Source organism: Leptotrichia sp. SK-5, assembly GCF_055387215.1.
Genome location: NZ_AP028931.1, coordinates 1,132,374 through 1,149,012, shown reverse-complemented (window position 1 = coordinate 1,149,012; position 16,639 = coordinate 1,132,374). Strand labels below are relative to the sequence as shown.

Sequence of the window (16,639 nt, the reverse complement as noted above, 5' to 3'; positions counted from 1 at the left end):
ATCAAATTTTAAATTCTTTTTCTTATTTCCTCTACACATTTTTTTATACCTTTCAAACAATCTCTAATCATATTGTCAGCACAATCATAATTTTTACGTCCACAAGTTAATAACCGTAAACCATATGCACCCATTTCATCTGCCATCAATCTAGCCAACACTTCTAAATTTTCTAAAAAATTTTCTATATTTTTATTTTCCTGACATGCTTCACACATTTTTCTTAGTTGCTTTTCCATTTGTTCTAAATAAAATTCAACCGTTTCATAAGCTATGGTAAATTTCTTTATTCCTACTTCCCTAAAATAAACACGGTAAATTTCATGCATTTTTTTAGCAACCCTAATATGGGATTTTATTTCATTTGAATAACCGTTTATTTTTCTTTCTTTTATAGTTTCACCAAGTAAATATCCCTTTAAATAACTATACTTTTCTTCAAATTCTCTTACAATTTCTTCTTCCGATAAAAACTCTATCCCATTTGCTCCAACAAAATTAGATAACCGTATATATAGAGTGAAGGTGTCACTATCATCAATTTTAAATGAAATTTTTAATCGATCTATCCCATACAGATTACTTTCCTCTTTTATTTCCAAATCACTAATCGATTCGCCTTTCAAAATTTCAGACAACTCTTTTATTTTTCTTCCAAATAATTCTATGTATTTCATATTAACTCCTTAGCTCTAATTGATTATTTCAAGTTCATTTTTTATATCTTGCGGTATATTATTTTTCCATAGATAACTATTTTTCAAAATAAACTGATTATATTGAATCGCTGTATTATTTGCTCTTATCTTTGCTTGTAAGGCTATCTCCTTATTCTCATCTTTCATAGACAAATAAATTTGCTTATCACTTTCATAACTGCTTACCATTGCTCTTGCAGTATCTTCCACTTTTTTTAATCTGTCATATCTTTGTCTATCATTCTGTTTTTCTAATTCATAGTCTATTTTATTAAACCAACTATTTATCCCTAAAAAAGGATTGCAGGCTGTCGTAGATAGCCCACAAATAATTAATATAAACATTTTTTTCATTTTATTCTCCTTTTATTTTTCAAATTTAACAACTGTATTTTCTACTTTCATTGGAATATCTGTATATATGTATATTCCTGTCCACTCAATATATTTTCCATCTGGAGTAAAGAAAAATATTCCGTTATCATTTTCTCCATAACTTCCATCTACATCAGGAATCCAATTATTTTTACAGCTATAATCACTTGAAGGATTGCATTCATATAATTCACTATCTGGAGTTAAAAAACTATTTAAACTTGACACTTTTCCATCTACTACAAAACTTCCAACTATTCCACCGTTTTCTGTAAACAATGTTATATATCCTAACGGACGTTTCACAGCACTTGGTAAATTCAATGCTTTTTCACGCTGTCCATTTACCCAGTAGGCCCTTTTTATTAAATTATATCTTTCTAAACTATAATCAATATCACTAGGTGTTGCTTGATTGCCTGCTAACTTATCACCTATTTTTAAAGTATTCTCTTTATCATTTTTTGTATCATTCCCAAAATTTTCTTCATCACAGCTTGTAACTAATGCTCCTAAAATCATCACAATTAATAGTAATTTTTTCATTCCTATTCCTCCGCTTTCCATATTTTATAAATTTCATTACCTATTCCCGCTCCTAACGTAACAGATAATATTGTTTTTGCTAATTTTAATAAACAAAATATTGTTTCCATTATTTTTCTTACCATTTATCCTCCTCAATTTTAAACAATCCAAAAATAAAAGTTAAAATTTGAACCCCTACTCCCCAAAAAATATATAATATAAAATCTATTAACATTAATTTCGCAAATTCTAATAATGTTTTTACACTTGAAATATCACTTATTGTTTTATACACTAATAATCCTAAACTTCCCAAAATAATTGCTAAATATAATATTGTTATTATTGCTGATACTATTTTTCTCATACTAATTCCCTTCCTATTTCTTTTTATACTTGTCTTTATTTAATATTCTTTTAAAACTCGCTTTATTTTCATCTTCCTTATTCCATAAACTCCAATTCAATTTTCTCCAGTTTTTTAAATTAAATTGCATTCTATCCTTGTTTTTCATACTTTTCTCCCAATTCTAATATAATTTCAAAAAAAGTTTATCCCTTCTTTTTGAATTACTAATCTCAAATAAATTTATAATTTCATCATCAGTCAAATTGTTACTATCAAAATTCACTTTATACACATTCATTTGTCTATTTAGATTCAACCTTTGTCTAATATCAGTCTGTGTAATAAGTCTTTGCACTTCTTCCACATTTTTTGTGATTACTGATTTGTATTCATCTTCACAATATAATATTTTAAACATCTTTTTCTCCTGATTATTCAAATATTAAACTTTTACTTTTATTCTATTTTCCAAACTTTCTATTCTGTTATTTAATGTTTCAACAATATCAATTAATTCATTAATCGTTTTTTGACTATCTTTACTTGTGTCATTTACTGCACCAGCTCCAGCACACAATTCTCCCATCATTCTATAGTACCTCCTGATGTCATCATCACTATATCCTTTTTTTACTAAAGAATTTATAATTTCTATCATTTCTTCTGTGGCTTTTAATTCTTTACTCATTTTTATATTTCCTTTCAAATTTTATTTTGTAATAAACTGTTTCAAATTTGGCCTAAAAAAATTAGGCCCTTTTATTATCTTACCGTCTTCACGAAATATTGGTTTCCCATCTTTACCAAGTTTACTCATATTGCTTTTATGAACTTCTTCAAATGCTTCAGGTAAAATTACATCAAATCCATTTTTTACTTCTAATTTAAAAAGATACTCCGTTTCTTTATCTCCCAAAAAAAATATTTTATTTGCAATCTTTTCTATATCACCCTTATTTTTCTCAAGTAGTGTCCCGATGTGGATATAATACATATCACAAACAGCATCTAACATTTCTGCTCTATCCTTATTTTTTTCTGCCACTTCATATTCTTTAAATTCTTCATCAAACAACTTTTTTCTTAATTCCATTCTTTCATTAGTCATTTCTTTTTCCAAAAATTCCTGTTGTCCAAATGTTATATAAAACTCTTTTACAAGCTTAACTAATTTTTCCCACTGTTCCATTTATCCTCCTATATATTTTCTATAGTTTCTATTATTTCATCAATCCATTTTTCATTTTTAAGTTTTCCCAAAACCAATTCTGTTTTCAGTTTTAATAACAACATTTTTTTTGAAAACCAGTCTGTATTTTCTTCTAAAAATTTTATATTATGTATTAAATTTTTCTTATACTTAAAAGGGAAAATCCTCATCATCTTCTGTTTCATCATAATCATTTTTGTTACTTTGAGCATTTACAGTATTTTTACTTTCGACAAACTCAAAACTATTTGCTAATACTTTTGTAAATTTTCTTTTTTCACCGTTTTGTTCATAGTTACTTACGCTCAATCGTCCTTGTATAAGAATTTTACTACCTTTTTCAAAATATTCAGCAATTGTTTCAGCTGTCTTTTCCCACGCTGTACAATCAATAAATTCTGCCTCATTCTTATTTTTCTGTACAGCTAGTGTAAAATTGGCGTATGCTTTTCCACTTGATGTATATTTTAATTCTGGATTCCTTACCATTCTTCCCATTAGTATCACTATATTCATAATCTATATTCCTTTCTTTTTTGAATTATCAAATAAATATTCCTATTCATCTTTACATCTCTTTTCAAAATCTTTTTTTACATTTCTAAAAAAATTCAATACTTGTTTTTTAAAGTCTTCATATTCCATCATCACATCTTTTTTATCAAATAATAATTGTTGCTCCATTTGTGGACTAACTATATTCTTTTGCATTTGTTACACCTTTCTTTTTCAACTTATACAATTCCTCGATAGAATACTCTAAGGCCCTTTCCAATTTATTTTTTGGAATTTCCCAACTAAAACATAAAATTTCTTTTATATCTTTCCTGTTTCTCCTTACAAATTTTCCCAGTTCCTTGTAATCTGTTGTTTTTATTTCATTTTCATTTATTTTTAAACAATATAGCTTAATTTTCATATTAATGTTCCTTTATAATGCAATCTATTACTCTAATTCCATTTTTATTTTTTATTTTTCTAAATTTTATTTCAGCTTTTTGTTTATTTTTCAACTCTAATTGCAGCACTTTTTTCTTTCCATCTATCCAATACGATTGAATTTTGTAATATTTATCAAAAGTGTATTTAGCTCTTTTTGCTATATCAATTAATTCAATGCCCTTCAAGTTTCGTAATTCCTTTAATAATTTTTCGTTCATTTAAACATTCTCCTCTTGCACTTGATTACGAATTTTAACAATTTTTCTACAAAGCCTTTTTTCTCTATTTTTTATCATCAAATGCTTTAAAATGCCCAGTATAAATATTTTTTAATTCTATAACCTGTTTCTTTTTAAGATATATTCCTTCCACATAATATTTATTTTTAAAACCTTCCTGTCCCATAAAATGTTTTTCAATATGATGTTTTCTACAAAGAGATATAAATCTTCCTTTCAATCCATCATCATATTTATATCCTCCCGCTGTACTTGCTACAGTATCCCAATGTTCTAAATCAATTGATTCTCCATTTTCAAAATCATGTGATTTGTTACATACTGCACATATTCTCTTTTTTAGACAAAAATAAACATACTTTTCCGTATCTGGATATATCTGTGCTGCAAATCTTTTTCTCCCATTTTTTTCCTTAATCACAATTGGCACATTGTAATCAAGGCCCAACTCAATCAGATATTCAATAAATCTATTTGCAGTATCAATATCTAACGTATCAATTGAATCAGGACTTAACGAAAAATTGGGAATTTCATATTTTTCTGCAAAAAATATTTTCAATATGTCTTTCATATATCCATATTCGCTGCCACCACCTGCAAGATGTTCAGAAAATTGATTTATCAAGGCATATATCATTCTCATCTGCTGTAATGTCATCGCTTTAATTGGAACAATTTCTACTGAATAATTATTTAATATTTTTTCCAGATCTTCCTTTACTCCTGGAACAATCTTTTTCATTGGATAAAATATTTTTATTTTCTTATTCTCAATTTGTGTTCTTAACATTACGATTCTTCCTTAATTTCAATTTTTGATAATATTCCCAGCAATGTTTCTATTTCAGGATTTCTAAAAGCAAAATTCAAATAATCCATTGGATTTCTATAATGATGTTTGTTCTCCTCTATGTGTTGTCTACATGCTTTTTCTGTAAAAAAAACATTATTGAAAATATATTTAAAATCACCAATATAACAATGAAAATATATCCATTCCCTATCCAAATCTTCCAGACAAATATTGTCAATTTCTTTCAAAACATTTTCATCGTCAGTAATTTCCCTTAAAATAGCCTTTACTTCTTCCACACCCTCTGAGGTATATTCAAAAATTCCTAACGAATCCCCTTCAAATACCGCTTCAAAATATTTTCCTTCTCCATTAGGATTTGTTTGAAATTTTTCACTTCTAATTTGATATATTCTAGGATTAGCAGTCATTCTACTATTTTGTGTATTCAATTCGTGCTTTAATTCTTTTAAAAATTTAATATCTTCTGTAGTTAAATTATTTATTATCATTTTTACACTCCTATCAACATTTTATTTTTCAATTCCGACAGATCAACTTTATTTTCAATCTGCGGAGTATTTTTATATTCCAACGGTATAAATTCTAAATTTTGAGTATTCTTTACTCCTATGCTCTCGTAAGTAATTCTTGTTGGATTTTTCTGTCCGATAATTTTATAGTTTCCAGTGTAATAATCACTTGTTTCATAAGGATTTTTCATAAATTCTTTGTATATTCCATCGAATTCCCATTTCAAAAAGTTATCAAATTCATCATCCTTCATCGAACATAATCTTTTCCAACCGATAAAATCAATTACAGCATGTATTCCCTTATCCTCAAAATTTATCATCCCGCTTTTTCCACATTTATGGATAGTCTCAATTAACATCTTCTTAGCCAATATCACTTGATTTTCTACATTCCTATTTTTCGCATATTCAAGTATTTCAGCAACCTGTGGCATAAATTTTTCCTTACTTGTTTTTATAATTTTAAGTGTTGCATTCATAAATTCCTTAGCAGTTAATTCATTTCCTAATACTAAAAAATAAAGACTTCCTAACTCATTTGGATTTTTTGTATTTGGATAATTTGTGCATAATAAATTAAAGACTTTATTAAATTCATCCCTTGTCATCATTGTGTAAATCCTCCTATCAGATCTTCAATACTTTCATCTGTAACTCCCGTAAATTGATTATTAGATTTTTGATAATATTCTTTTGTATTTTTAGGACTGGAATCGGTATTAACTTTATCATCATAATTTCCTTCCAGCACTTTTAATAGATTTGCTTTATTAATAAACCAGTCAAATGTTATTTGCCAGTTATTTTTATTATCTCCCTGTAAAAATTTAGAAACATAAATTTTGTCCATTGCCTGAAAAATTTCCTCAACAGTATATTCTTTAAGCAATGTTTTTATTGATTTTTTACGTTTCTCATTTATTTTTAGTCGTGTTCCAGATAGTCCAAATGTATTTGCAATTTCTATCCATTTATTTTTTATTTCCTCACACACAAAAGAAAAATTAATTTTTTCTTTTTGGACACTTGTATTATTATAATAACTATTATTAATATAATTATTATTATATTTATTATTCTTATTCTTATTCTTATTTATTGTCCCCTTATCGTTATACGTGTCGTTCGACGTATCGTCAAAAGTGTTGTTTTCAGGACTTTCATTAATATTTTCTATATTTTTCTCTATTATTTCTGCTTCAATTATTTTGTCATCATCTAAATTATCAGAATTTTTTTTATTTCCTAATGTCAAATTTTCCTCAATCATTTTTGGCTTATCAATATATTTTTCTATTATTTTTTTTATTTCCTTTTTTTCACACTGACGATAAATAATTTCTATAAATTCTTTTTGTTTAACTTCTTTCAGTTCACTTAAAATTAGATCCTCAAAAGGTTTCCCGCCTTTATTAAGATTTGTTTTTGCCCATTCAAGCAATATTATTTCCCGTGTTTCAGAATCATATTTAATCAATTTATGCTGCTCCATAAATCTTTTCAATAAATTTCCCACTGATTCAATTGAATATCCCATATCAAATGCTATTTGCTTTTTCGTTATTTTATATATACCTATCTGTGTTGACTTTTCATTTGTCATTAAGTATAAATAAAAAAACTTATCTTCGGGAGTCATTTCTTCCTGAACATAGGGATTGCTCCAAAAATCCGTCTGTATCTGTCTAAACTTAGCCATATTTCTCTCCTTCGATAAACAAGTTACCTTATTTTATTTTTCCTATTTCTCCAAGCAATAAAATTCTTATATTTCACAAACTTCACGCCTATCAAACTAACATTTTCTCCGTCAATAACAATATACGGATATTGAATTTCAAAATTTCTTATACCCGTATATGTTACTGATCCTACTCCATATTCTAAAATTAAATTTTTTTCTCTTTTCATTTTCTCTCACTTGTGATATAATAATCTTGAGAATACGAAAGTGTTTTTTAGATCTTTTATGTCAGTGTTTTTCCACTGGCATTTTTTTATTCAATTTCTTCCTCTTCTTCAAATTCGCTTAATATTTCCATTGTTTCATCAGATCTATTTTTATCATCAGAAATACCTTTATTAATTTTCTCAATTATTATTTCCATTTCATCATTCAAGGCCCGTATATCGTTTTTAAGCTCCTGAAAACTTTTAGCCTTACTCATTATCAGCTTTTCATCAATCCAAGCTCTCAATGCACTCCTAAGACTCGTAAAGTACCATTTTGCTACAAATTGTACTTCACCTTTACTATTTTTCTGTTTACATCCAATCACAAAACACCTTGGTTGACTTTTGATATAATAATTTCCACTCAAATTTATATACATTTTTCTTCTCCAAACTTTTTATTTTATTCCTAAAGCCGCTTTTCTTATTTCTGCTATCATCGGAAATTCTCTTTCCATTCTATTTTTTATTATTTTATAAAAAGCTGTTTTCAACTGTTCAACACTTAAATCTTTCAATCCCAAATAATAAATATCTATCTTTTCAGATTTCATTCCTTTCATTCCATAATAAAGAATAAAACCACGAAAAACTTTATTAAATTCTCTTAATTCCACTTTTTACTCCCTCCTAATACCCATTTTAATATCTTTACTCTTTCATTCATCTTTTCTGCTTCAGAATCCCATCCTGAAATTCTTACGTGCTTATAAAGTTTTACATTCAACTTTGTAATTTCAATTCCAATTTCTTCCTTTGTTTTCATATTTTTTATCCTCTATTCCTAATTTTTATTCATATCATTTTTTCCTCCAGCTCCAATTTTCTTGTTTTGCTTTCTCAAGTACCTCATGCACTTCAACTTGGCTAATTTTACATCTATTAGCAAGCAATTCCACCTCATAACCCAATAATTTTTTATCTCTTAAAAATGATATTGATAAATTCAAATCATTTAATGTTTCAAGAAATGTTTCCTTTAGATTTTCTATTTCCATAATCCCACTCCCTCCTATTTCCATTTTTTAAAATAAGATGGCCACCAAAGCAATATCGCCAATAATACCGGAAATGCTAAATTTCCACCAGCAACCCAATGCCCTTTTTCCCTAATCACTTCCAACTGTATCAGAACTGTCATTGTTATCAGGAATATTATTTTTATCAGATTTCTCACTTTCAGCATTTTCTCCCTCCAGTTCCTTAATTTCCTCTTGATCCATTTCTTTTTCCAGCTGTTCTCTTATTGTCATTTTGATAGTCCAACCTTTCTTACAAGTTTCTTGATTCTGTTCTTAATTTTTCTTTCTTCCATTTTTCTTCTTGTTTCTTTATTTTGATTGTTTACCATTACTAAAGCGTCATATTTCATTTTAAATTCACCTTCTTTCCTATTATGCTACTACCACATATTTCAGTTCCAAAAATTTTCTATAGCTTATTCCAACATATCTTTCAACATGTACTCTTTGAATATCGTAGTCCCAATTACGTTTCCCAGCTCTCCTTCTTGCTTCTTTTTCATTTTCATCTTTAAATTTGGGTACTGCCGTTCCAAATTTAAGTCTTCCTGTCTGCAATCCTACTCTTACATATTGCTGACCTTTTCCGACAAATTCAGCGGTTTCCTTTATTGATAATTGCAATTTTGTAGCCTGTTTCCTTATCCATGATTCTGAAACTTCCATAGTTTTTTCCTTTCCGGGATTGCCGTCCCTTAATTTTTTTTGGTGTTTGATTTTTCATTACTTAGTCCCTTAACGACATTTTTTATTTCCTAATTAACTCCCAATTCCTCAGAATTTTTCCTTTTTAATTTTTCTAATACTGAATCTAATATTCCAAGATTTTTATTTGTCAACTGTTCCTTTTGAACTTTTTCATACCACTTATTCCAAATTTTTTCACAGTTATTTTCTGCTTTTTCCTTTAATTTTTCATCTTGTATCTGATTTATAATGCTATTTATTTTAACTGCCCATCCAGTCATCACTAAATCATTTTTTAGATTATATTTTTCTTTTATCATTTCTTCCGCAACTTTTTTTAATTCACTTACTGTTGCCAAATGAAATGTATCCGTATTGTGAATTTCCATTCTTAAAATTCTCCTTTAAATAAATTTATGTAACTAAAAGAATTTTGTACGATTCTTCTTTTCTTTTTCATCCATATCTTTTAATACTGTGACTATTATTTCATTAATATCATTTTTCTTTTTCGTTTTTGTTCTTACCCTTGTACTATAATTTCTATATTTACTGCTTTTTTTCCTTCGTTTCTTTTTAAAAAACAAAGGATAACCATATAATAATTTTTTAGGTTGCAAAATTTCTTTTTCTTCCTCTTTTTTCCTATCCAATATAGCCTTAGTTCCTACCAAAGCTACAATTATAACCGATGTTATCATCAAAATTATTTTTTTCATCTCTCACTCCCTTACTTCAAAATTATTCATTTTTAAATATTCTATGGTATAATCTAACTACTCTAATTGGAAGGAGGTTAAACTGTGGAAAAACATTTTGATTTTATTGAAAATGGTGTCTTTTATGATATTCAAACTTCTCAAAGATTATTTAAAGATGTTATTATTATTAATGATGAATCTTATCGCCATAATTTTATAAGAATTATTGAAGGTAATTTTGTTTATTTCCTGAATATTAATCAAATAATCTATATCACACAAACACAATAATAACTTTCAAAGAGTGCTAACGACAATAGTACTCTTTTTCATTTACTTCAACTATTTCAATTTTATCCATATCCAACACAGTTTTCCGTTTTTCTCTCTCAAAAAAACCATCTATTTTTCTTTTTAACTCTTCCCATTCAAGATATGTTATATTACATTCATTCAATTTTATCAGTATTTCTCTAAAACGATTTCCATTCATCCCATCCTCTCACTCCCTTCTTTTTTCCAAATAACCTCTTTTGTGCTATAATATTATCACCAAACAAAATCAAACAGAAAGGAGGTGTCACTATTATTAAAGCTATTGTTTATGCAATTTCAAAAGTTAATGATTTTAAAGTTTTGTTACTTCCTAATGGAGAATTTGCTCCTATAGAAACTACTGAAAAATTACATTTAAAAGACGAAATTTTTATCCAAGATTTCGGTCTTGGCGGTGTAACTTTTAAGTACAATAATGAAATTTGTACAGGATTTATTGAAGATTTTTGTTCTTTGGAAATCGCATTGTCTTTTTTGAATTAGTTTTAATATGTGTCCTTACGATTCAACGCATCTAATAAAAGGACACATCTTCTATTTCTACTCCTAAAATCTTTCAATTCCGTACATTTGTATAAATTTTTGTAAATTTCTTGTTTTATTTCTTTTTCTTTTTCAAAATCTCTGTGTTCACTTCTTCTAATTGCAGTAAAAATATGTATAACATCAGTAATATTATTTTCGTCTTCCAACAAATCTATTCCTAATTCAATTTTTGTAAAATCTTTTTTTAAAAAATTCAGCATTTCTTCATAACATTTTTCTACTAACTTTTTCTCATTTCCCATTCTCTCACTCCCTTACTTCAAAATCTTATTCATTTTTAAATATCTTATGCTATAATCTAACCATCCTAAATGGAAGGAGGTACAGCGATTATGTATAAAGTTTATGCTTGTCTACTTGGACAATGGACTGAACTTACTGAAGATGATTATCAAATTGGATATAATAATCAATTCTTTTCTCCATATAATTGGGCTAAAGAGGGATATATAAAAAATATTCATAATTTTATCGAAAACAGTTTTTATGATATGTCAATAGTCCAAATTATTCATAAAAATAAAAAATATTTTTTAAGTCTAGTACATATTCAAGTTGTTATAGAAGAATAGGGCTTTTAATACTTTTATAAAAATCTTTTATTTTTTTTAGAGACTCATCTTCTGTAATTTCAACATCAAAGGTGAGTTTCTCTTTTTTATTTTTAAAATATTTTTCTATTTCTTTCACAACTATTTTAAATTCTAATTCTGTAAGTCCTTTTAACGCTTCCATTCCAGCTACAACTTTTTCAGTTTCTATTTCTCCCTGTGCAGGAAGATGTACTCTCATTAAAATACCTCCTTTCCAAAAAAATTAAATTATTAATTAAATTCCTGGTTTCTTGGGTTTTTTCACACTTGGTTGTAGATTTGAACCACAACAAGATTGACTATTTAGAGCAATTTCAGATTTTGAATATTGCTCTTTTTTAAATGTCGCTTCTTCTTTAAATTCCATTTTTATCCAACCAGAAATTGTTTCAAATTCCTCTAAAGTAACATCATTTTTTTGTAATATTTGCTTAAACATTTCTTTTATTGATTTACATTTCTTTGATTTTTCACTAAACCTCGTTTTTCCCATCCTCTCACTCCATTCTTTCAAAATTTGATATTTCTATGTTATAATTTTTACGTGTGCGATTATTAAGGAGGTACTACTTTGATAGATTATGATTTTCAAGGTTTTGTAAATAATAAATATATTATTAAAGCCAAAAGTGATAAATTTTCCATTTTGATTGAAGCTGATAGTTTGGAAGACGCTCAAGCTAAAGCCAAAGAAAAATTAATTGAACTATCAAAAACAGCAGAAACACAAATTCAAAACACTAAACCACATAGAAAACCTAAGCGTAAAATAAGATACAGATTTAATATATAGACATTAATTAAATTTTCAAATCGCACACACTTTACAGACTAAATGATAGTTCCATTAATTCCCGAATCAGTTCTAAAAAATAATTCATTTCTTTATAACCTACATGATACTTTTCAAATACTTCCATAACCTCCTCTACAACTTTTTTACAATCATCTGAATTTCTTTCTACTAATTCAAATCCTAACTTTTCTAATTCAGTTTTTTGAGTTTCTTCTCCCATCCTCTCACTCCCTTCTTTCAAAATTTATTCATTTTTAAATATTCTATGGTATAATCTAACCATCCTAATATGTCTATTTTATAAATATCAATCAAATTATATCTATAACATTACATCAAAATTAAATTTTACTTTGGGCTACTTCTATAGAGTAGTCCTTTTCATTGTCAGCATTAACTGAAATAACGAAGTCTTTAATATCAAAAAATATTTTTTGTATACTGTTTTTTATTTTCTTTTGGAAACATCTTTGCATTATAATGTCCAGTTCTCTCCATTCTTCAGAAGTAATATTGCATTCACTTAATTTATTTGCTATTTCTAAAAATCTTTCTTTCTCCATCCTCTCACTCCCTTTCTTTTTATTTTATATATTCTATGATATAATTATTAAAAAATTTTTATCATAGGAGTTTAATTACAATGAATAACAAATATTCTATGCCAAAATACGATTTAAACATTTTAAAACATATTAATGAACATTATAAAATTTCATTTAGAGAACTTTGCTTAAAATATCCAGAAGAAAAATTTTCAACAAACGAAAGGCTTGTTTTTCTAATTTCAGAAGGATATGTTCAATATTATCAAGTCATCGAAAAATCTAATATAGATAATCAAAATTATAAATTTAAAAGATTTATTGTTTCCCCTAAAGGAAAAAAATTTTTACAAGATTACTTTGAACAAAAAAGACAAGACAATATAAATAATTTCAGAACTTTAATTTTAGAAATTATGCGTTCTTTCTTTTTCCCCTTAATTGTTTCTATTATAGCCGCATATCTTACAGCAAAGTTTACAAAATAGTATTTTCATTTAGATTTAATAATGAACGAAGTCTTTGATTCTCTTTTTCTAATTTCTCATTCTTAATCTTTAGTTTTACAATTCTCAAAATATTTATTATTGTTTCAATTGTTATCATTACAGAATAGACTCTAATAAATATAATCCAAAACTCTTCTCCCATCCACTCACTCCCTTTTTTCAAAATTTATTATTTTAAGTGATTTAAAATTTGAAAATTCTAAAATAATTTTAGTTTTTGGAAAAATATCATTACTATTTTCGGAATGCTGTATTTCGTATGCAGTAACTCCTTCCAAAATTTTTCCGTCCATTTGTACTTCTAATGTTTTTTGACTTTTTGTATCTCTTAAAATCTTAAATTCTGGCAAATTTTCAAATCTTTTATTAATCTTTTCCTCTTCTCCCATCCTCTCACTCCATTCTTTTTTTTAAAAATTTGTTTACTTTTCGTGTACTAAATCTTTAAAAAAAATAGACTCTATTGACACGCCATAGTATTTTGCAATTTTAACTTTTATTTGATCTCTCGGAGTTCTAATGCCTGATTCATAATTAGCTAATGCTGATGGAGTTATACCTATTTCCTTTGCTGTTTTAGCTAATGACTTATCCCCTCTTAATCCTCTCAAAATCTCAGAGGCATTATTCACTTTTAATCACCTCACTTCTTTATAATTTTTTGTTTACATTTCGTGTACAAAATGATAATACCATATTAATATTTTTTTGTCAACACATTTTGTGATTTTTATTCTTGACTTTTTTTCACAATTTGTGTATCATACTAATGGAGGTGTATTTTATGAATGCTTTTTCTGAAAGATTAGTATTATTAAGAAATGAAAAAAAACTTACTCAAGAAAAATTTGCAGAAATTATTGGAGTTTCTAAAAGTACCATTAGTATGTATGAAAACGGAAATCGAACTCCGTCGTTTGAAATAGAAGAAAAAATAGCAGATTATTTTAATGTTGATTTAGAATTTTTAAGAGGACGAAGTAATATAAGAAATAAATATCAACATAATAAAAATATGAAACTAAAGAATGAAAATAGTGTTATCCTTATAAATTCTCCGATATGTAGATATGATTTTGTTCTTCCGAATGGAAAAGCTGGAGATATAAAAATAAAAAAAGGAAAAATACATGTTTCCATTGGAATACCAGAAAATCCTAAATCTTTTAAGGAAGTAAATCTCAATGATGAAAAGAATTTTAGATTGAAAAATGCTCTACAGTTATTAGAATTGTCCATAAAAGACATCAAAATAACCTCTGAAATAACAGCTGATTTAGAAAAAGCCGTTGCCAAAATATTTCTTGAAAATTACACGTCTGATAATATAGAAATTAATGAATCAGAAAAAGTCGATGATTAAAGTAAATATCCTCTGAATTTTATTTACGAAGATAATTAAAAAAAATATTTATAGAATGGAGAGTGATTTATTATAGTAAAATTTTTTAAAATTTTAGGTTTTATATTTTTATGGATTATAATAATTCCAATGATATTTAATGGAAACAATCTGATGTTTTCAATTGCAGGATTAGTATTATCTGCGATATTATTGTTAAGAGGATATTTAGGAATTAAGGCCAGAAAATTTCAAAAAGAATTATTAGAAACCAAAAATAAGTATGAAGAGATGTTAAAACCTGATTCTGATGCATTAGAAAAATTAAAAGGCGAACAAAAGGAAGTATTAGAGAGTATTCAAAAATTAAAAGAAGATTTTAATAATACTCAAAATAACTTAAATTCTGATATTAAAGACTTGGAAATTGATAAGCAAAAAATTATTGATGAAATAACTGAATTAAATAATAAATTATCTCCTTTAATCGAACTAGACAATTTAGATATTGCTATTTCTAATTTGAAAACAAAAAATAACAAATTAGCTGAAACTAAAAGAGAATTAAAAATTGAAAAAAATAGATTGATTGAAGAAATAGAACGTAAAAAGAACGAATTAGGCGATTTTAAACGTGATGAACGTAATATATTAGTTCTAGAAAATGTAAAAGATTTACAAGCAGCATTGGAGAAATTACAGAAAAAAGAAGATAATCAGAAAAAACGGCTAAAAAAAATTAAAGATTACTATGATGCCGTTAAATATGCTATTGATAACTATTTTATTTTTGTTCCTGAGGCATTTAATGTAAAACTGAACAAGGAAAAAGAGATAAACGAAATAGTGCCTCAAGTAACTTTACATTTACATCATATGGAAGTTAAGGAATTGAACAAAGCATTCAAGGAAAATTACAAACAAATTGATCAAACTTTGAACAAAGTAAGTGATAGATATTCAACTAAAACTAATAAAATGGTTTATGATTTAATGGTTATTGCCTTAAAATCTGAATTACAAAACATTCTATACGATTTAAAATATAATAAACTTGAAAAAGCTATTGAAAATATAAAGGCTGTTACAAATAAATATATTAATATTGCTTCAGAAGGAAACCAGACTATCGCAGGAACAATGGCTCAATTCATTGGTGTACTGGAATATCAATTTATAAATGCTGTTAAAATAGAATATAACTACTATATCAAACAAGAACAGATAAAGCAGGAGCAAATAGCTTTAAGGCAAAAATTAAGGGAAGAAGCAGAAGAACGGCGACTATTAAAACTTGAAAAAGAACGTATAGAACGTGAAGAAGAAAAATTTAAACAAGAAATTGAAAGAACACAGGAAATACTTCAAAACTCACAAAACAATGAAGAGATTCAAAACCTAAAAATGAGAATTTTAGAATTACAAGGACAATTATCTGATGTAACAATCAAAAAAGATGAAATCACAAGTCTACAAAATGGAAAAGCTGGAAATATTTACATAATAAGTAACTTAGGCTCTTTTGGGGATAAAATGTTCAAAATCGGTATGACAAGAAGGTTAGATCCACAGGAAAGAGTAAACGAACTAGGAAGTGCTTCAGTTCCTTTCAAATTTGATGTTCACAGCTTTATATTCTCTCAAAATGCAGTAGAATTAGAAAAAACATTACACAAACGATTGAATGACAAAAGAGTAAATAAAGTGAATTTAAGAAAGGAATTTTTTTACAGCACAGTAGATGAATTAGAAGAATTAGTAAACGAATTAGATCCAACAGCAGTCTTCAACAAAACTATGCTTGCTGAAGAATATAATCAAACAACATCGGTTATTTCTGATGAATACGGAATTGAGGATGAAGATGATTTGGATGATGAAAATTGTTTAATTTAATATTCAAAATAAATTAAACGACAGAATATTTAAAAATTAA

42 protein-coding genes are annotated in these 16,639 nt (G+C 26.8%); 6 read left to right on the top strand and 36 right to left on the bottom strand.

Going from position 1 to position 16,639, the window contains the following annotated elements:
* Positions 1 to 8: 8 nt before the first annotated feature.
* The 27 genes from ACZ5B9_RS05770 to ACZ5B9_RS05640 all read right to left on the bottom strand — a co-directional run bounded on the left by ACZ5B9_RS05770 (position 9) and on the right by ACZ5B9_RS05640 (position 10,054).
* Positions 9 to 677 carry a hypothetical protein gene (locus ACZ5B9_RS05770; RefSeq protein WP_464423739.1) on the bottom strand — a complete coding sequence of 223 codons (669 nt, stop codon included), beginning with the start codon at positions 675 to 677 and terminating at the stop codon, positions 9 to 11.
* A 15-nt stretch (positions 678 to 692) separates the two neighbouring features.
* Entirely contained in the window at positions 693 to 1,052 is a 360-nt protein-coding gene (locus ACZ5B9_RS05765; RefSeq protein WP_464423738.1) for a hypothetical protein, read from the bottom strand.
* 12 nt (positions 1,053 to 1,064) lie between these two features.
* Positions 1,065 to 1,619, bottom strand: coding sequence for a hypothetical protein (locus ACZ5B9_RS05760; protein ID WP_464423737.1), 555 nt, complete (start codon positions 1,617 to 1,619; stop codon positions 1,065 to 1,067).
* A gap of 2 nt (positions 1,620 to 1,621) precedes the next feature.
* On the bottom strand, positions 1,622 to 1,744 hold the full coding sequence (locus tag ACZ5B9_RS05755) for a hypothetical protein (RefSeq protein ID WP_464423736.1): 123 nt from the start codon (positions 1,742 to 1,744) through the stop codon (positions 1,622 to 1,624).
* Positions 1,738 to 1,968: a hypothetical protein gene (locus tag ACZ5B9_RS05750; RefSeq protein WP_021744352.1), complete on the bottom strand. Its 231-nt coding sequence runs from the start codon at positions 1,966 to 1,968 to the stop codon at positions 1,738 to 1,740. Before ACZ5B9_RS05750 ends, ACZ5B9_RS05755 begins: the two co-directional genes overlap by 7 nt.
* A gap of 13 nt (positions 1,969 to 1,981) precedes the next feature.
* A complete protein-coding gene (locus tag ACZ5B9_RS05745) occupies positions 1,982 to 2,116 on the bottom strand; it encodes a hypothetical protein (RefSeq protein ID WP_464423735.1) in 135 nt (44 codons plus the stop codon).
* Between the two features lie 15 nt (positions 2,117 to 2,131).
* Positions 2,132 to 2,368, bottom strand: coding sequence for a hypothetical protein (locus ACZ5B9_RS05740; RefSeq protein ID WP_464423734.1), 237 nt, complete (start codon positions 2,366 to 2,368; stop codon positions 2,132 to 2,134).
* Positions 2,369 to 2,392: 24 nt separating this feature from the next.
* Positions 2,393 to 2,638 (bottom strand): hypothetical protein, encoded by a 246-nt coding sequence (locus ACZ5B9_RS05735; protein WP_464423733.1) that lies wholly within the window; start codon positions 2,636 to 2,638, stop codon positions 2,393 to 2,395.
* A 21-nt stretch (positions 2,639 to 2,659) separates the two neighbouring features.
* On the bottom strand, positions 2,660 to 3,139 hold the full coding sequence (locus tag ACZ5B9_RS05730) for a pyrophosphohydrolase domain-containing protein (RefSeq protein ID WP_464423732.1): 480 nt from the start codon (positions 3,137 to 3,139) through the stop codon (positions 2,660 to 2,662).
* Positions 3,140 to 3,310: 171 nt separating this feature from the next.
* Complete coding sequence (locus ACZ5B9_RS05725) at positions 3,311 to 3,676, bottom strand: single-stranded DNA-binding protein (protein ID WP_464423731.1); 366 nt, start codon at positions 3,674 to 3,676, stop codon at positions 3,311 to 3,313.
* A 42-nt stretch (positions 3,677 to 3,718) separates the two neighbouring features.
* Positions 3,719 to 3,871, bottom strand: a complete 153-nt coding sequence (locus tag ACZ5B9_RS05720) for a hypothetical protein (protein ID WP_464423730.1) — start codon at positions 3,869 to 3,871, stop codon at positions 3,719 to 3,721.
* Positions 3,852 to 4,079, bottom strand: a complete 228-nt coding sequence (locus ACZ5B9_RS05715) for a hypothetical protein (protein ID WP_464423729.1) — start codon at positions 4,077 to 4,079, stop codon at positions 3,852 to 3,854. The genes ACZ5B9_RS05720 and ACZ5B9_RS05715 overlap by 20 nt, the downstream gene beginning before the upstream one ends.
* Position 4,080: 1 nt before the next feature.
* A complete protein-coding gene (locus ACZ5B9_RS05710; RefSeq protein WP_464423728.1) occupies positions 4,081 to 4,320 on the bottom strand; it encodes a hypothetical protein in 240 nt (79 codons plus the stop codon).
* A 64-nt stretch (positions 4,321 to 4,384) separates the two neighbouring features.
* The gene (locus ACZ5B9_RS05705; protein WP_464423727.1) at positions 4,385 to 5,134 is read right to left on the bottom strand and encodes a putative HNHc nuclease; all 750 of its coding nucleotides are present in this window, start codon (positions 5,132 to 5,134) and stop codon (positions 4,385 to 4,387) included.
* A complete protein-coding gene (locus ACZ5B9_RS05700; protein WP_464423726.1) occupies positions 5,134 to 5,649 on the bottom strand; it encodes a hypothetical protein in 516 nt (171 codons plus the stop codon). Before ACZ5B9_RS05700 ends, ACZ5B9_RS05705 begins: the two co-directional genes overlap by 1 nt.
* Positions 5,650 to 5,651: 2 nt before the next feature.
* Complete coding sequence (locus ACZ5B9_RS05695; RefSeq protein ID WP_464423725.1) at positions 5,652 to 6,284, bottom strand: hypothetical protein; 633 nt, start codon at positions 6,282 to 6,284, stop codon at positions 5,652 to 5,654.
* On the bottom strand, positions 6,281 to 7,372 hold the full coding sequence (locus tag ACZ5B9_RS05690; RefSeq protein WP_464423724.1) for a hypothetical protein: 1,092 nt from the start codon (positions 7,370 to 7,372) through the stop codon (positions 6,281 to 6,283). The genes ACZ5B9_RS05695 and ACZ5B9_RS05690 overlap by 4 nt, the downstream gene beginning before the upstream one ends.
* A gap of 23 nt (positions 7,373 to 7,395) precedes the next feature.
* Positions 7,396 to 7,584 carry a hypothetical protein gene (locus ACZ5B9_RS05685; RefSeq protein ID WP_464423723.1) on the bottom strand — a complete coding sequence of 63 codons (189 nt, stop codon included), beginning with the start codon at positions 7,582 to 7,584 and terminating at the stop codon, positions 7,396 to 7,398.
* 86 nt (positions 7,585 to 7,670) lie between these two features.
* Complete coding sequence (locus tag ACZ5B9_RS05680; RefSeq protein ID WP_464423722.1) at positions 7,671 to 8,006, bottom strand: hypothetical protein; 336 nt, start codon at positions 8,004 to 8,006, stop codon at positions 7,671 to 7,673.
* A gap of 18 nt (positions 8,007 to 8,024) precedes the next feature.
* Positions 8,025 to 8,243: a hypothetical protein gene (locus ACZ5B9_RS05675; protein ID WP_464423721.1), complete on the bottom strand. Its 219-nt coding sequence runs from the start codon at positions 8,241 to 8,243 to the stop codon at positions 8,025 to 8,027.
* Entirely contained in the window at positions 8,234 to 8,392 is a 159-nt protein-coding gene (locus ACZ5B9_RS05670) for a hypothetical protein (protein WP_464423720.1), read from the bottom strand. Before ACZ5B9_RS05670 ends, ACZ5B9_RS05675 begins: the two co-directional genes overlap by 10 nt.
* Before the next feature lie 34 nt (positions 8,393 to 8,426).
* On the bottom strand, positions 8,427 to 8,624 hold the full coding sequence (locus ACZ5B9_RS05665; protein WP_146996903.1) for a hypothetical protein: 198 nt from the start codon (positions 8,622 to 8,624) through the stop codon (positions 8,427 to 8,429).
* A gap of 111 nt (positions 8,625 to 8,735) precedes the next feature.
* Positions 8,736 to 8,879 (bottom strand): hypothetical protein, encoded by a 144-nt coding sequence (locus ACZ5B9_RS05660; RefSeq protein ID WP_464423719.1) that lies wholly within the window; start codon positions 8,877 to 8,879, stop codon positions 8,736 to 8,738.
* On the bottom strand, positions 8,876 to 8,998 hold the full coding sequence (locus tag ACZ5B9_RS05655; protein ID WP_295687353.1) for a hypothetical protein: 123 nt from the start codon (positions 8,996 to 8,998) through the stop codon (positions 8,876 to 8,878). Before ACZ5B9_RS05655 ends, ACZ5B9_RS05660 begins: the two co-directional genes overlap by 4 nt.
* A gap of 22 nt (positions 8,999 to 9,020) precedes the next feature.
* Positions 9,021 to 9,314 carry a hypothetical protein gene (locus tag ACZ5B9_RS05650; RefSeq protein ID WP_464423718.1) on the bottom strand — a complete coding sequence of 98 codons (294 nt, stop codon included), beginning with the start codon at positions 9,312 to 9,314 and terminating at the stop codon, positions 9,021 to 9,023.
* Positions 9,315 to 9,403: 89 nt separating this feature from the next.
* On the bottom strand, positions 9,404 to 9,724 hold the full coding sequence (locus ACZ5B9_RS05645) for a hypothetical protein (protein WP_464423717.1): 321 nt from the start codon (positions 9,722 to 9,724) through the stop codon (positions 9,404 to 9,406).
* A 33-nt stretch (positions 9,725 to 9,757) separates the two neighbouring features.
* Positions 9,758 to 10,054, bottom strand: a complete 297-nt coding sequence (locus ACZ5B9_RS05640; protein ID WP_464423716.1) for a hypothetical protein — start codon at positions 10,052 to 10,054, stop codon at positions 9,758 to 9,760.
* An 84-nt stretch (positions 10,055 to 10,138) separates the two neighbouring features.
* Between ACZ5B9_RS05640 and ACZ5B9_RS05635 the strand changes: the two genes are divergently transcribed.
* Positions 10,139 to 10,327, top strand: coding sequence for a hypothetical protein (locus ACZ5B9_RS05635; protein ID WP_464423715.1), 189 nt, complete (start codon positions 10,139 to 10,141; stop codon positions 10,325 to 10,327).
* Between the two features lie 16 nt (positions 10,328 to 10,343).
* On the opposite strand, the gene ACZ5B9_RS05630 is transcribed toward ACZ5B9_RS05635, so the two are convergent.
* Complete coding sequence (locus tag ACZ5B9_RS05630; RefSeq protein WP_464423714.1) at positions 10,344 to 10,529, bottom strand: hypothetical protein; 186 nt, start codon at positions 10,527 to 10,529, stop codon at positions 10,344 to 10,346.
* 328 nt (positions 10,530 to 10,857) lie between these two features.
* The gene (locus ACZ5B9_RS05625) at positions 10,858 to 11,160 is read right to left on the bottom strand and encodes a hypothetical protein (protein WP_146996908.1); all 303 of its coding nucleotides are present in this window, start codon (positions 11,158 to 11,160) and stop codon (positions 10,858 to 10,860) included.
* A 90-nt stretch (positions 11,161 to 11,250) separates the two neighbouring features.
* Between ACZ5B9_RS05625 and ACZ5B9_RS05620 the strand changes: the two genes are divergently transcribed.
* Complete coding sequence (locus ACZ5B9_RS05620) at positions 11,251 to 11,490, top strand: hypothetical protein (RefSeq protein ID WP_464423713.1); 240 nt, start codon at positions 11,251 to 11,253, stop codon at positions 11,488 to 11,490.
* Here the strand turns inward: ACZ5B9_RS05620 and ACZ5B9_RS05615 are convergent.
* Positions 11,477 to 11,710: a hypothetical protein gene (locus ACZ5B9_RS05615; RefSeq protein WP_071124795.1), complete on the bottom strand. Its 234-nt coding sequence runs from the start codon at positions 11,708 to 11,710 to the stop codon at positions 11,477 to 11,479. The two genes, ACZ5B9_RS05620 and ACZ5B9_RS05615, sit on opposite strands and share 14 nt — an antisense overlap.
* 36 nt (positions 11,711 to 11,746) lie before the next feature.
* Entirely contained in the window at positions 11,747 to 12,004 is a 258-nt protein-coding gene (locus ACZ5B9_RS05610; protein ID WP_464423712.1) for a hypothetical protein, read from the bottom strand.
* A 78-nt stretch (positions 12,005 to 12,082) separates the two neighbouring features.
* On the opposite strand from ACZ5B9_RS05610, the gene ACZ5B9_RS05605 reads away from it, so the two are divergent.
* Positions 12,083 to 12,304 carry a hypothetical protein gene (locus ACZ5B9_RS05605; RefSeq protein ID WP_464423711.1) on the top strand — a complete coding sequence of 74 codons (222 nt, stop codon included), beginning with the start codon at positions 12,083 to 12,085 and terminating at the stop codon, positions 12,302 to 12,304.
* 31 nt (positions 12,305 to 12,335) lie between these two features.
* Here the strand turns inward: ACZ5B9_RS05605 and ACZ5B9_RS05600 are convergent, their stop codons facing one another.
* Positions 12,336 to 12,527, bottom strand: coding sequence for a hypothetical protein (locus ACZ5B9_RS05600; RefSeq protein ID WP_464423710.1), 192 nt, complete (start codon positions 12,525 to 12,527; stop codon positions 12,336 to 12,338).
* Between the two features lie 121 nt (positions 12,528 to 12,648).
* A complete protein-coding gene (locus ACZ5B9_RS05595; protein ID WP_146996914.1) occupies positions 12,649 to 12,870 on the bottom strand; it encodes a hypothetical protein in 222 nt (73 codons plus the stop codon).
* An 80-nt stretch (positions 12,871 to 12,950) separates the two neighbouring features.
* Between ACZ5B9_RS05595 and ACZ5B9_RS05590 the strand changes: the two genes are divergently transcribed.
* Positions 12,951 to 13,340, top strand: a complete 390-nt coding sequence (locus ACZ5B9_RS05590) for a hypothetical protein (protein ID WP_464423709.1) — start codon at positions 12,951 to 12,953, stop codon at positions 13,338 to 13,340.
* Here ACZ5B9_RS05590 and ACZ5B9_RS05585 read toward each other — a convergent pair.
* The 3 genes from ACZ5B9_RS05585 to ACZ5B9_RS05575 are packed head-to-tail and all read right to left on the bottom strand — an operon-like array spanning position 13,330 to position 13,993.
* The gene (locus tag ACZ5B9_RS05585) at positions 13,330 to 13,503 is read right to left on the bottom strand and encodes a hypothetical protein (protein ID WP_464423708.1); all 174 of its coding nucleotides are present in this window, start codon (positions 13,501 to 13,503) and stop codon (positions 13,330 to 13,332) included. The two genes, ACZ5B9_RS05590 and ACZ5B9_RS05585, sit on opposite strands and share 11 nt — an antisense overlap.
* 4 nt (positions 13,504 to 13,507) lie before the next feature.
* The gene (locus ACZ5B9_RS05580) at positions 13,508 to 13,750 is read right to left on the bottom strand and encodes a hypothetical protein (RefSeq protein ID WP_464423707.1); all 243 of its coding nucleotides are present in this window, start codon (positions 13,748 to 13,750) and stop codon (positions 13,508 to 13,510) included.
* Positions 13,751 to 13,783: 33 nt separating this feature from the next.
* Positions 13,784 to 13,993 (bottom strand): helix-turn-helix transcriptional regulator, encoded by a 210-nt coding sequence (locus tag ACZ5B9_RS05575; RefSeq protein WP_464423706.1) that lies wholly within the window; start codon positions 13,991 to 13,993, stop codon positions 13,784 to 13,786.
* Positions 13,994 to 14,145: 152 nt separating this feature from the next.
* On the opposite strand from ACZ5B9_RS05575, the gene ACZ5B9_RS05570 reads away from it, so the two are divergent.
* The gene (locus tag ACZ5B9_RS05570; RefSeq protein WP_464423705.1) at positions 14,146 to 14,724 is read left to right on the top strand and encodes a helix-turn-helix domain-containing protein; all 579 of its coding nucleotides are present in this window, start codon (positions 14,146 to 14,148) and stop codon (positions 14,722 to 14,724) included.
* Between the two features lie 153 nt (positions 14,725 to 14,877).
* A complete protein-coding gene (locus tag ACZ5B9_RS05565; RefSeq protein ID WP_464423704.1) occupies positions 14,878 to 16,599 on the top strand; it encodes a GIY-YIG nuclease family protein in 1,722 nt (573 codons plus the stop codon).
* The last annotated feature ends 40 nt before the right edge of the window (positions 16,600 to 16,639 follow it).

Excerpts from the sequence above, each read along its gene's own strand:
- ACZ5B9_RS05770 (WP_464423739.1), bottom strand. The coding sequence starts at position 677 with ATGAAATACATAGAATTATTTGGAAGAAAAATAAAAGAGTTGTCTGAA.
- ACZ5B9_RS05765 (WP_464423738.1), bottom strand. The coding sequence starts at position 1,052 with ATGAAAAAAATGTTTATATTAATTATTTGTGGGCTATCTACGACAGCC.
- ACZ5B9_RS05760 (WP_464423737.1), bottom strand. The coding sequence starts at position 1,619 with ATGAAAAAATTACTATTAATTGTGATGATTTTAGGAGCATTAGTTACA.
- ACZ5B9_RS05755 (WP_464423736.1), bottom strand. The coding sequence starts at position 1,744 with ATGGTAAGAAAAATAATGGAAACAATATTTTGTTTATTAAAATTAGCA.
- ACZ5B9_RS05750 (WP_021744352.1), bottom strand. The coding sequence starts at position 1,968 with ATGAGAAAAATAGTATCAGCAATAATAACAATATTATATTTAGCAATT.
- ACZ5B9_RS05745 (WP_464423735.1), bottom strand. The coding sequence starts at position 2,116 with ATGAAAAACAAGGATAGAATGCAATTTAATTTAAAAAACTGGAGAAAA.
- ACZ5B9_RS05740 (WP_464423734.1), bottom strand. The coding sequence starts at position 2,368 with ATGTTTAAAATATTATATTGTGAAGATGAATACAAATCAGTAATCACA.
- ACZ5B9_RS05735 (WP_464423733.1), bottom strand. The coding sequence starts at position 2,638 with ATGAGTAAAGAATTAAAAGCCACAGAAGAAATGATAGAAATTATAAAT.
- ACZ5B9_RS05730 (WP_464423732.1), bottom strand. The coding sequence starts at position 3,139 with ATGGAACAGTGGGAAAAATTAGTTAAGCTTGTAAAAGAGTTTTATATA.
- ACZ5B9_RS05725 (WP_464423731.1), bottom strand. The coding sequence starts at position 3,676 with ATGAATATAGTGATACTAATGGGAAGAATGGTAAGGAATCCAGAATTA.
- ACZ5B9_RS05720 (WP_464423730.1), bottom strand. The coding sequence starts at position 3,871 with ATGCAAAAGAATATAGTTAGTCCACAAATGGAGCAACAATTATTATTT.
- ACZ5B9_RS05715 (WP_464423729.1), bottom strand. The coding sequence starts at position 4,079 with ATGAAAATTAAGCTATATTGTTTAAAAATAAATGAAAATGAAATAAAA.
- ACZ5B9_RS05710 (WP_464423728.1), bottom strand. The coding sequence starts at position 4,320 with ATGAACGAAAAATTATTAAAGGAATTACGAAACTTGAAGGGCATTGAA.
- ACZ5B9_RS05705 (WP_464423727.1), bottom strand. The coding sequence starts at position 5,134 with ATGTTAAGAACACAAATTGAGAATAAGAAAATAAAAATATTTTATCCA.
- ACZ5B9_RS05700 (WP_464423726.1), bottom strand. The coding sequence starts at position 5,649 with ATGATAATAAATAATTTAACTACAGAAGATATTAAATTTTTAAAAGAA.
- ACZ5B9_RS05695 (WP_464423725.1), bottom strand. The coding sequence starts at position 6,284 with ATGATGACAAGGGATGAATTTAATAAAGTCTTTAATTTATTATGCACA.
- ACZ5B9_RS05690 (WP_464423724.1), bottom strand. The coding sequence starts at position 7,372 with ATGGCTAAGTTTAGACAGATACAGACGGATTTTTGGAGCAATCCCTAT.
- ACZ5B9_RS05685 (WP_464423723.1), bottom strand. The coding sequence starts at position 7,584 with ATGAAAAGAGAAAAAAATTTAATTTTAGAATATGGAGTAGGATCAGTA.
- ACZ5B9_RS05680 (WP_464423722.1), bottom strand. The coding sequence starts at position 8,006 with ATGTATATAAATTTGAGTGGAAATTATTATATCAAAAGTCAACCAAGG.
- ACZ5B9_RS05670 (WP_464423720.1), bottom strand. The coding sequence starts at position 8,392 with ATGAAAACAAAGGAAGAAATTGGAATTGAAATTACAAAGTTGAATGTA.
- ACZ5B9_RS05665 (WP_146996903.1), bottom strand. The coding sequence starts at position 8,624 with ATGGAAATAGAAAATCTAAAGGAAACATTTCTTGAAACATTAAATGAT.
- ACZ5B9_RS05660 (WP_464423719.1), bottom strand. The coding sequence starts at position 8,879 with ATGACAATAAGAGAACAGCTGGAAAAAGAAATGGATCAAGAGGAAATT.
- ACZ5B9_RS05655 (WP_295687353.1), bottom strand. The coding sequence starts at position 8,998 with ATGAAATATGACGCTTTAGTAATGGTAAACAATCAAAATAAAGAAACA.
- ACZ5B9_RS05650 (WP_464423718.1), bottom strand. The coding sequence starts at position 9,314 with ATGGAAGTTTCAGAATCATGGATAAGGAAACAGGCTACAAAATTGCAA.
- ACZ5B9_RS05645 (WP_464423717.1), bottom strand. The coding sequence starts at position 9,724 with ATGGAAATTCACAATACGGATACATTTCATTTGGCAACAGTAAGTGAA.
- ACZ5B9_RS05640 (WP_464423716.1), bottom strand. The coding sequence starts at position 10,054 with ATGAAAAAAATAATTTTGATGATAACATCGGTTATAATTGTAGCTTTG.
- ACZ5B9_RS05630 (WP_464423714.1), bottom strand. The coding sequence starts at position 10,529 with ATGAATGGAAATCGTTTTAGAGAAATACTGATAAAATTGAATGAATGT.
- ACZ5B9_RS05625 (WP_146996908.1), bottom strand. The coding sequence starts at position 11,160 with ATGGGAAATGAGAAAAAGTTAGTAGAAAAATGTTATGAAGAAATGCTG.
- ACZ5B9_RS05620 (WP_464423713.1), top strand. The coding sequence starts at position 11,251 with ATGTATAAAGTTTATGCTTGTCTACTTGGACAATGGACTGAACTTACT.
- ACZ5B9_RS05615 (WP_071124795.1), bottom strand. The coding sequence starts at position 11,710 with ATGAGAGTACATCTTCCTGCACAGGGAGAAATAGAAACTGAAAAAGTT.
- ACZ5B9_RS05610 (WP_464423712.1), bottom strand. The coding sequence starts at position 12,004 with ATGGGAAAAACGAGGTTTAGTGAAAAATCAAAGAAATGTAAATCAATA.
- ACZ5B9_RS05600 (WP_464423710.1), bottom strand. The coding sequence starts at position 12,527 with ATGGGAGAAGAAACTCAAAAAACTGAATTAGAAAAGTTAGGATTTGAA.
- ACZ5B9_RS05595 (WP_146996914.1), bottom strand. The coding sequence starts at position 12,870 with ATGGAGAAAGAAAGATTTTTAGAAATAGCAAATAAATTAAGTGAATGC.
- ACZ5B9_RS05590 (WP_464423709.1), top strand. The coding sequence starts at position 12,951 with ATGAATAACAAATATTCTATGCCAAAATACGATTTAAACATTTTAAAA.
- ACZ5B9_RS05585 (WP_464423708.1), bottom strand. The coding sequence starts at position 13,503 with ATGGGAGAAGAGTTTTGGATTATATTTATTAGAGTCTATTCTGTAATG.
- ACZ5B9_RS05580 (WP_464423707.1), bottom strand. The coding sequence starts at position 13,750 with ATGGGAGAAGAGGAAAAGATTAATAAAAGATTTGAAAATTTGCCAGAA.
- ACZ5B9_RS05570 (WP_464423705.1), top strand. The coding sequence starts at position 14,146 with ATGAATGCTTTTTCTGAAAGATTAGTATTATTAAGAAATGAAAAAAAA.
- ACZ5B9_RS05565 (WP_464423704.1), top strand. The coding sequence starts at position 14,878 with ATGTTTTCAATTGCAGGATTAGTATTATCTGCGATATTATTGTTAAGA.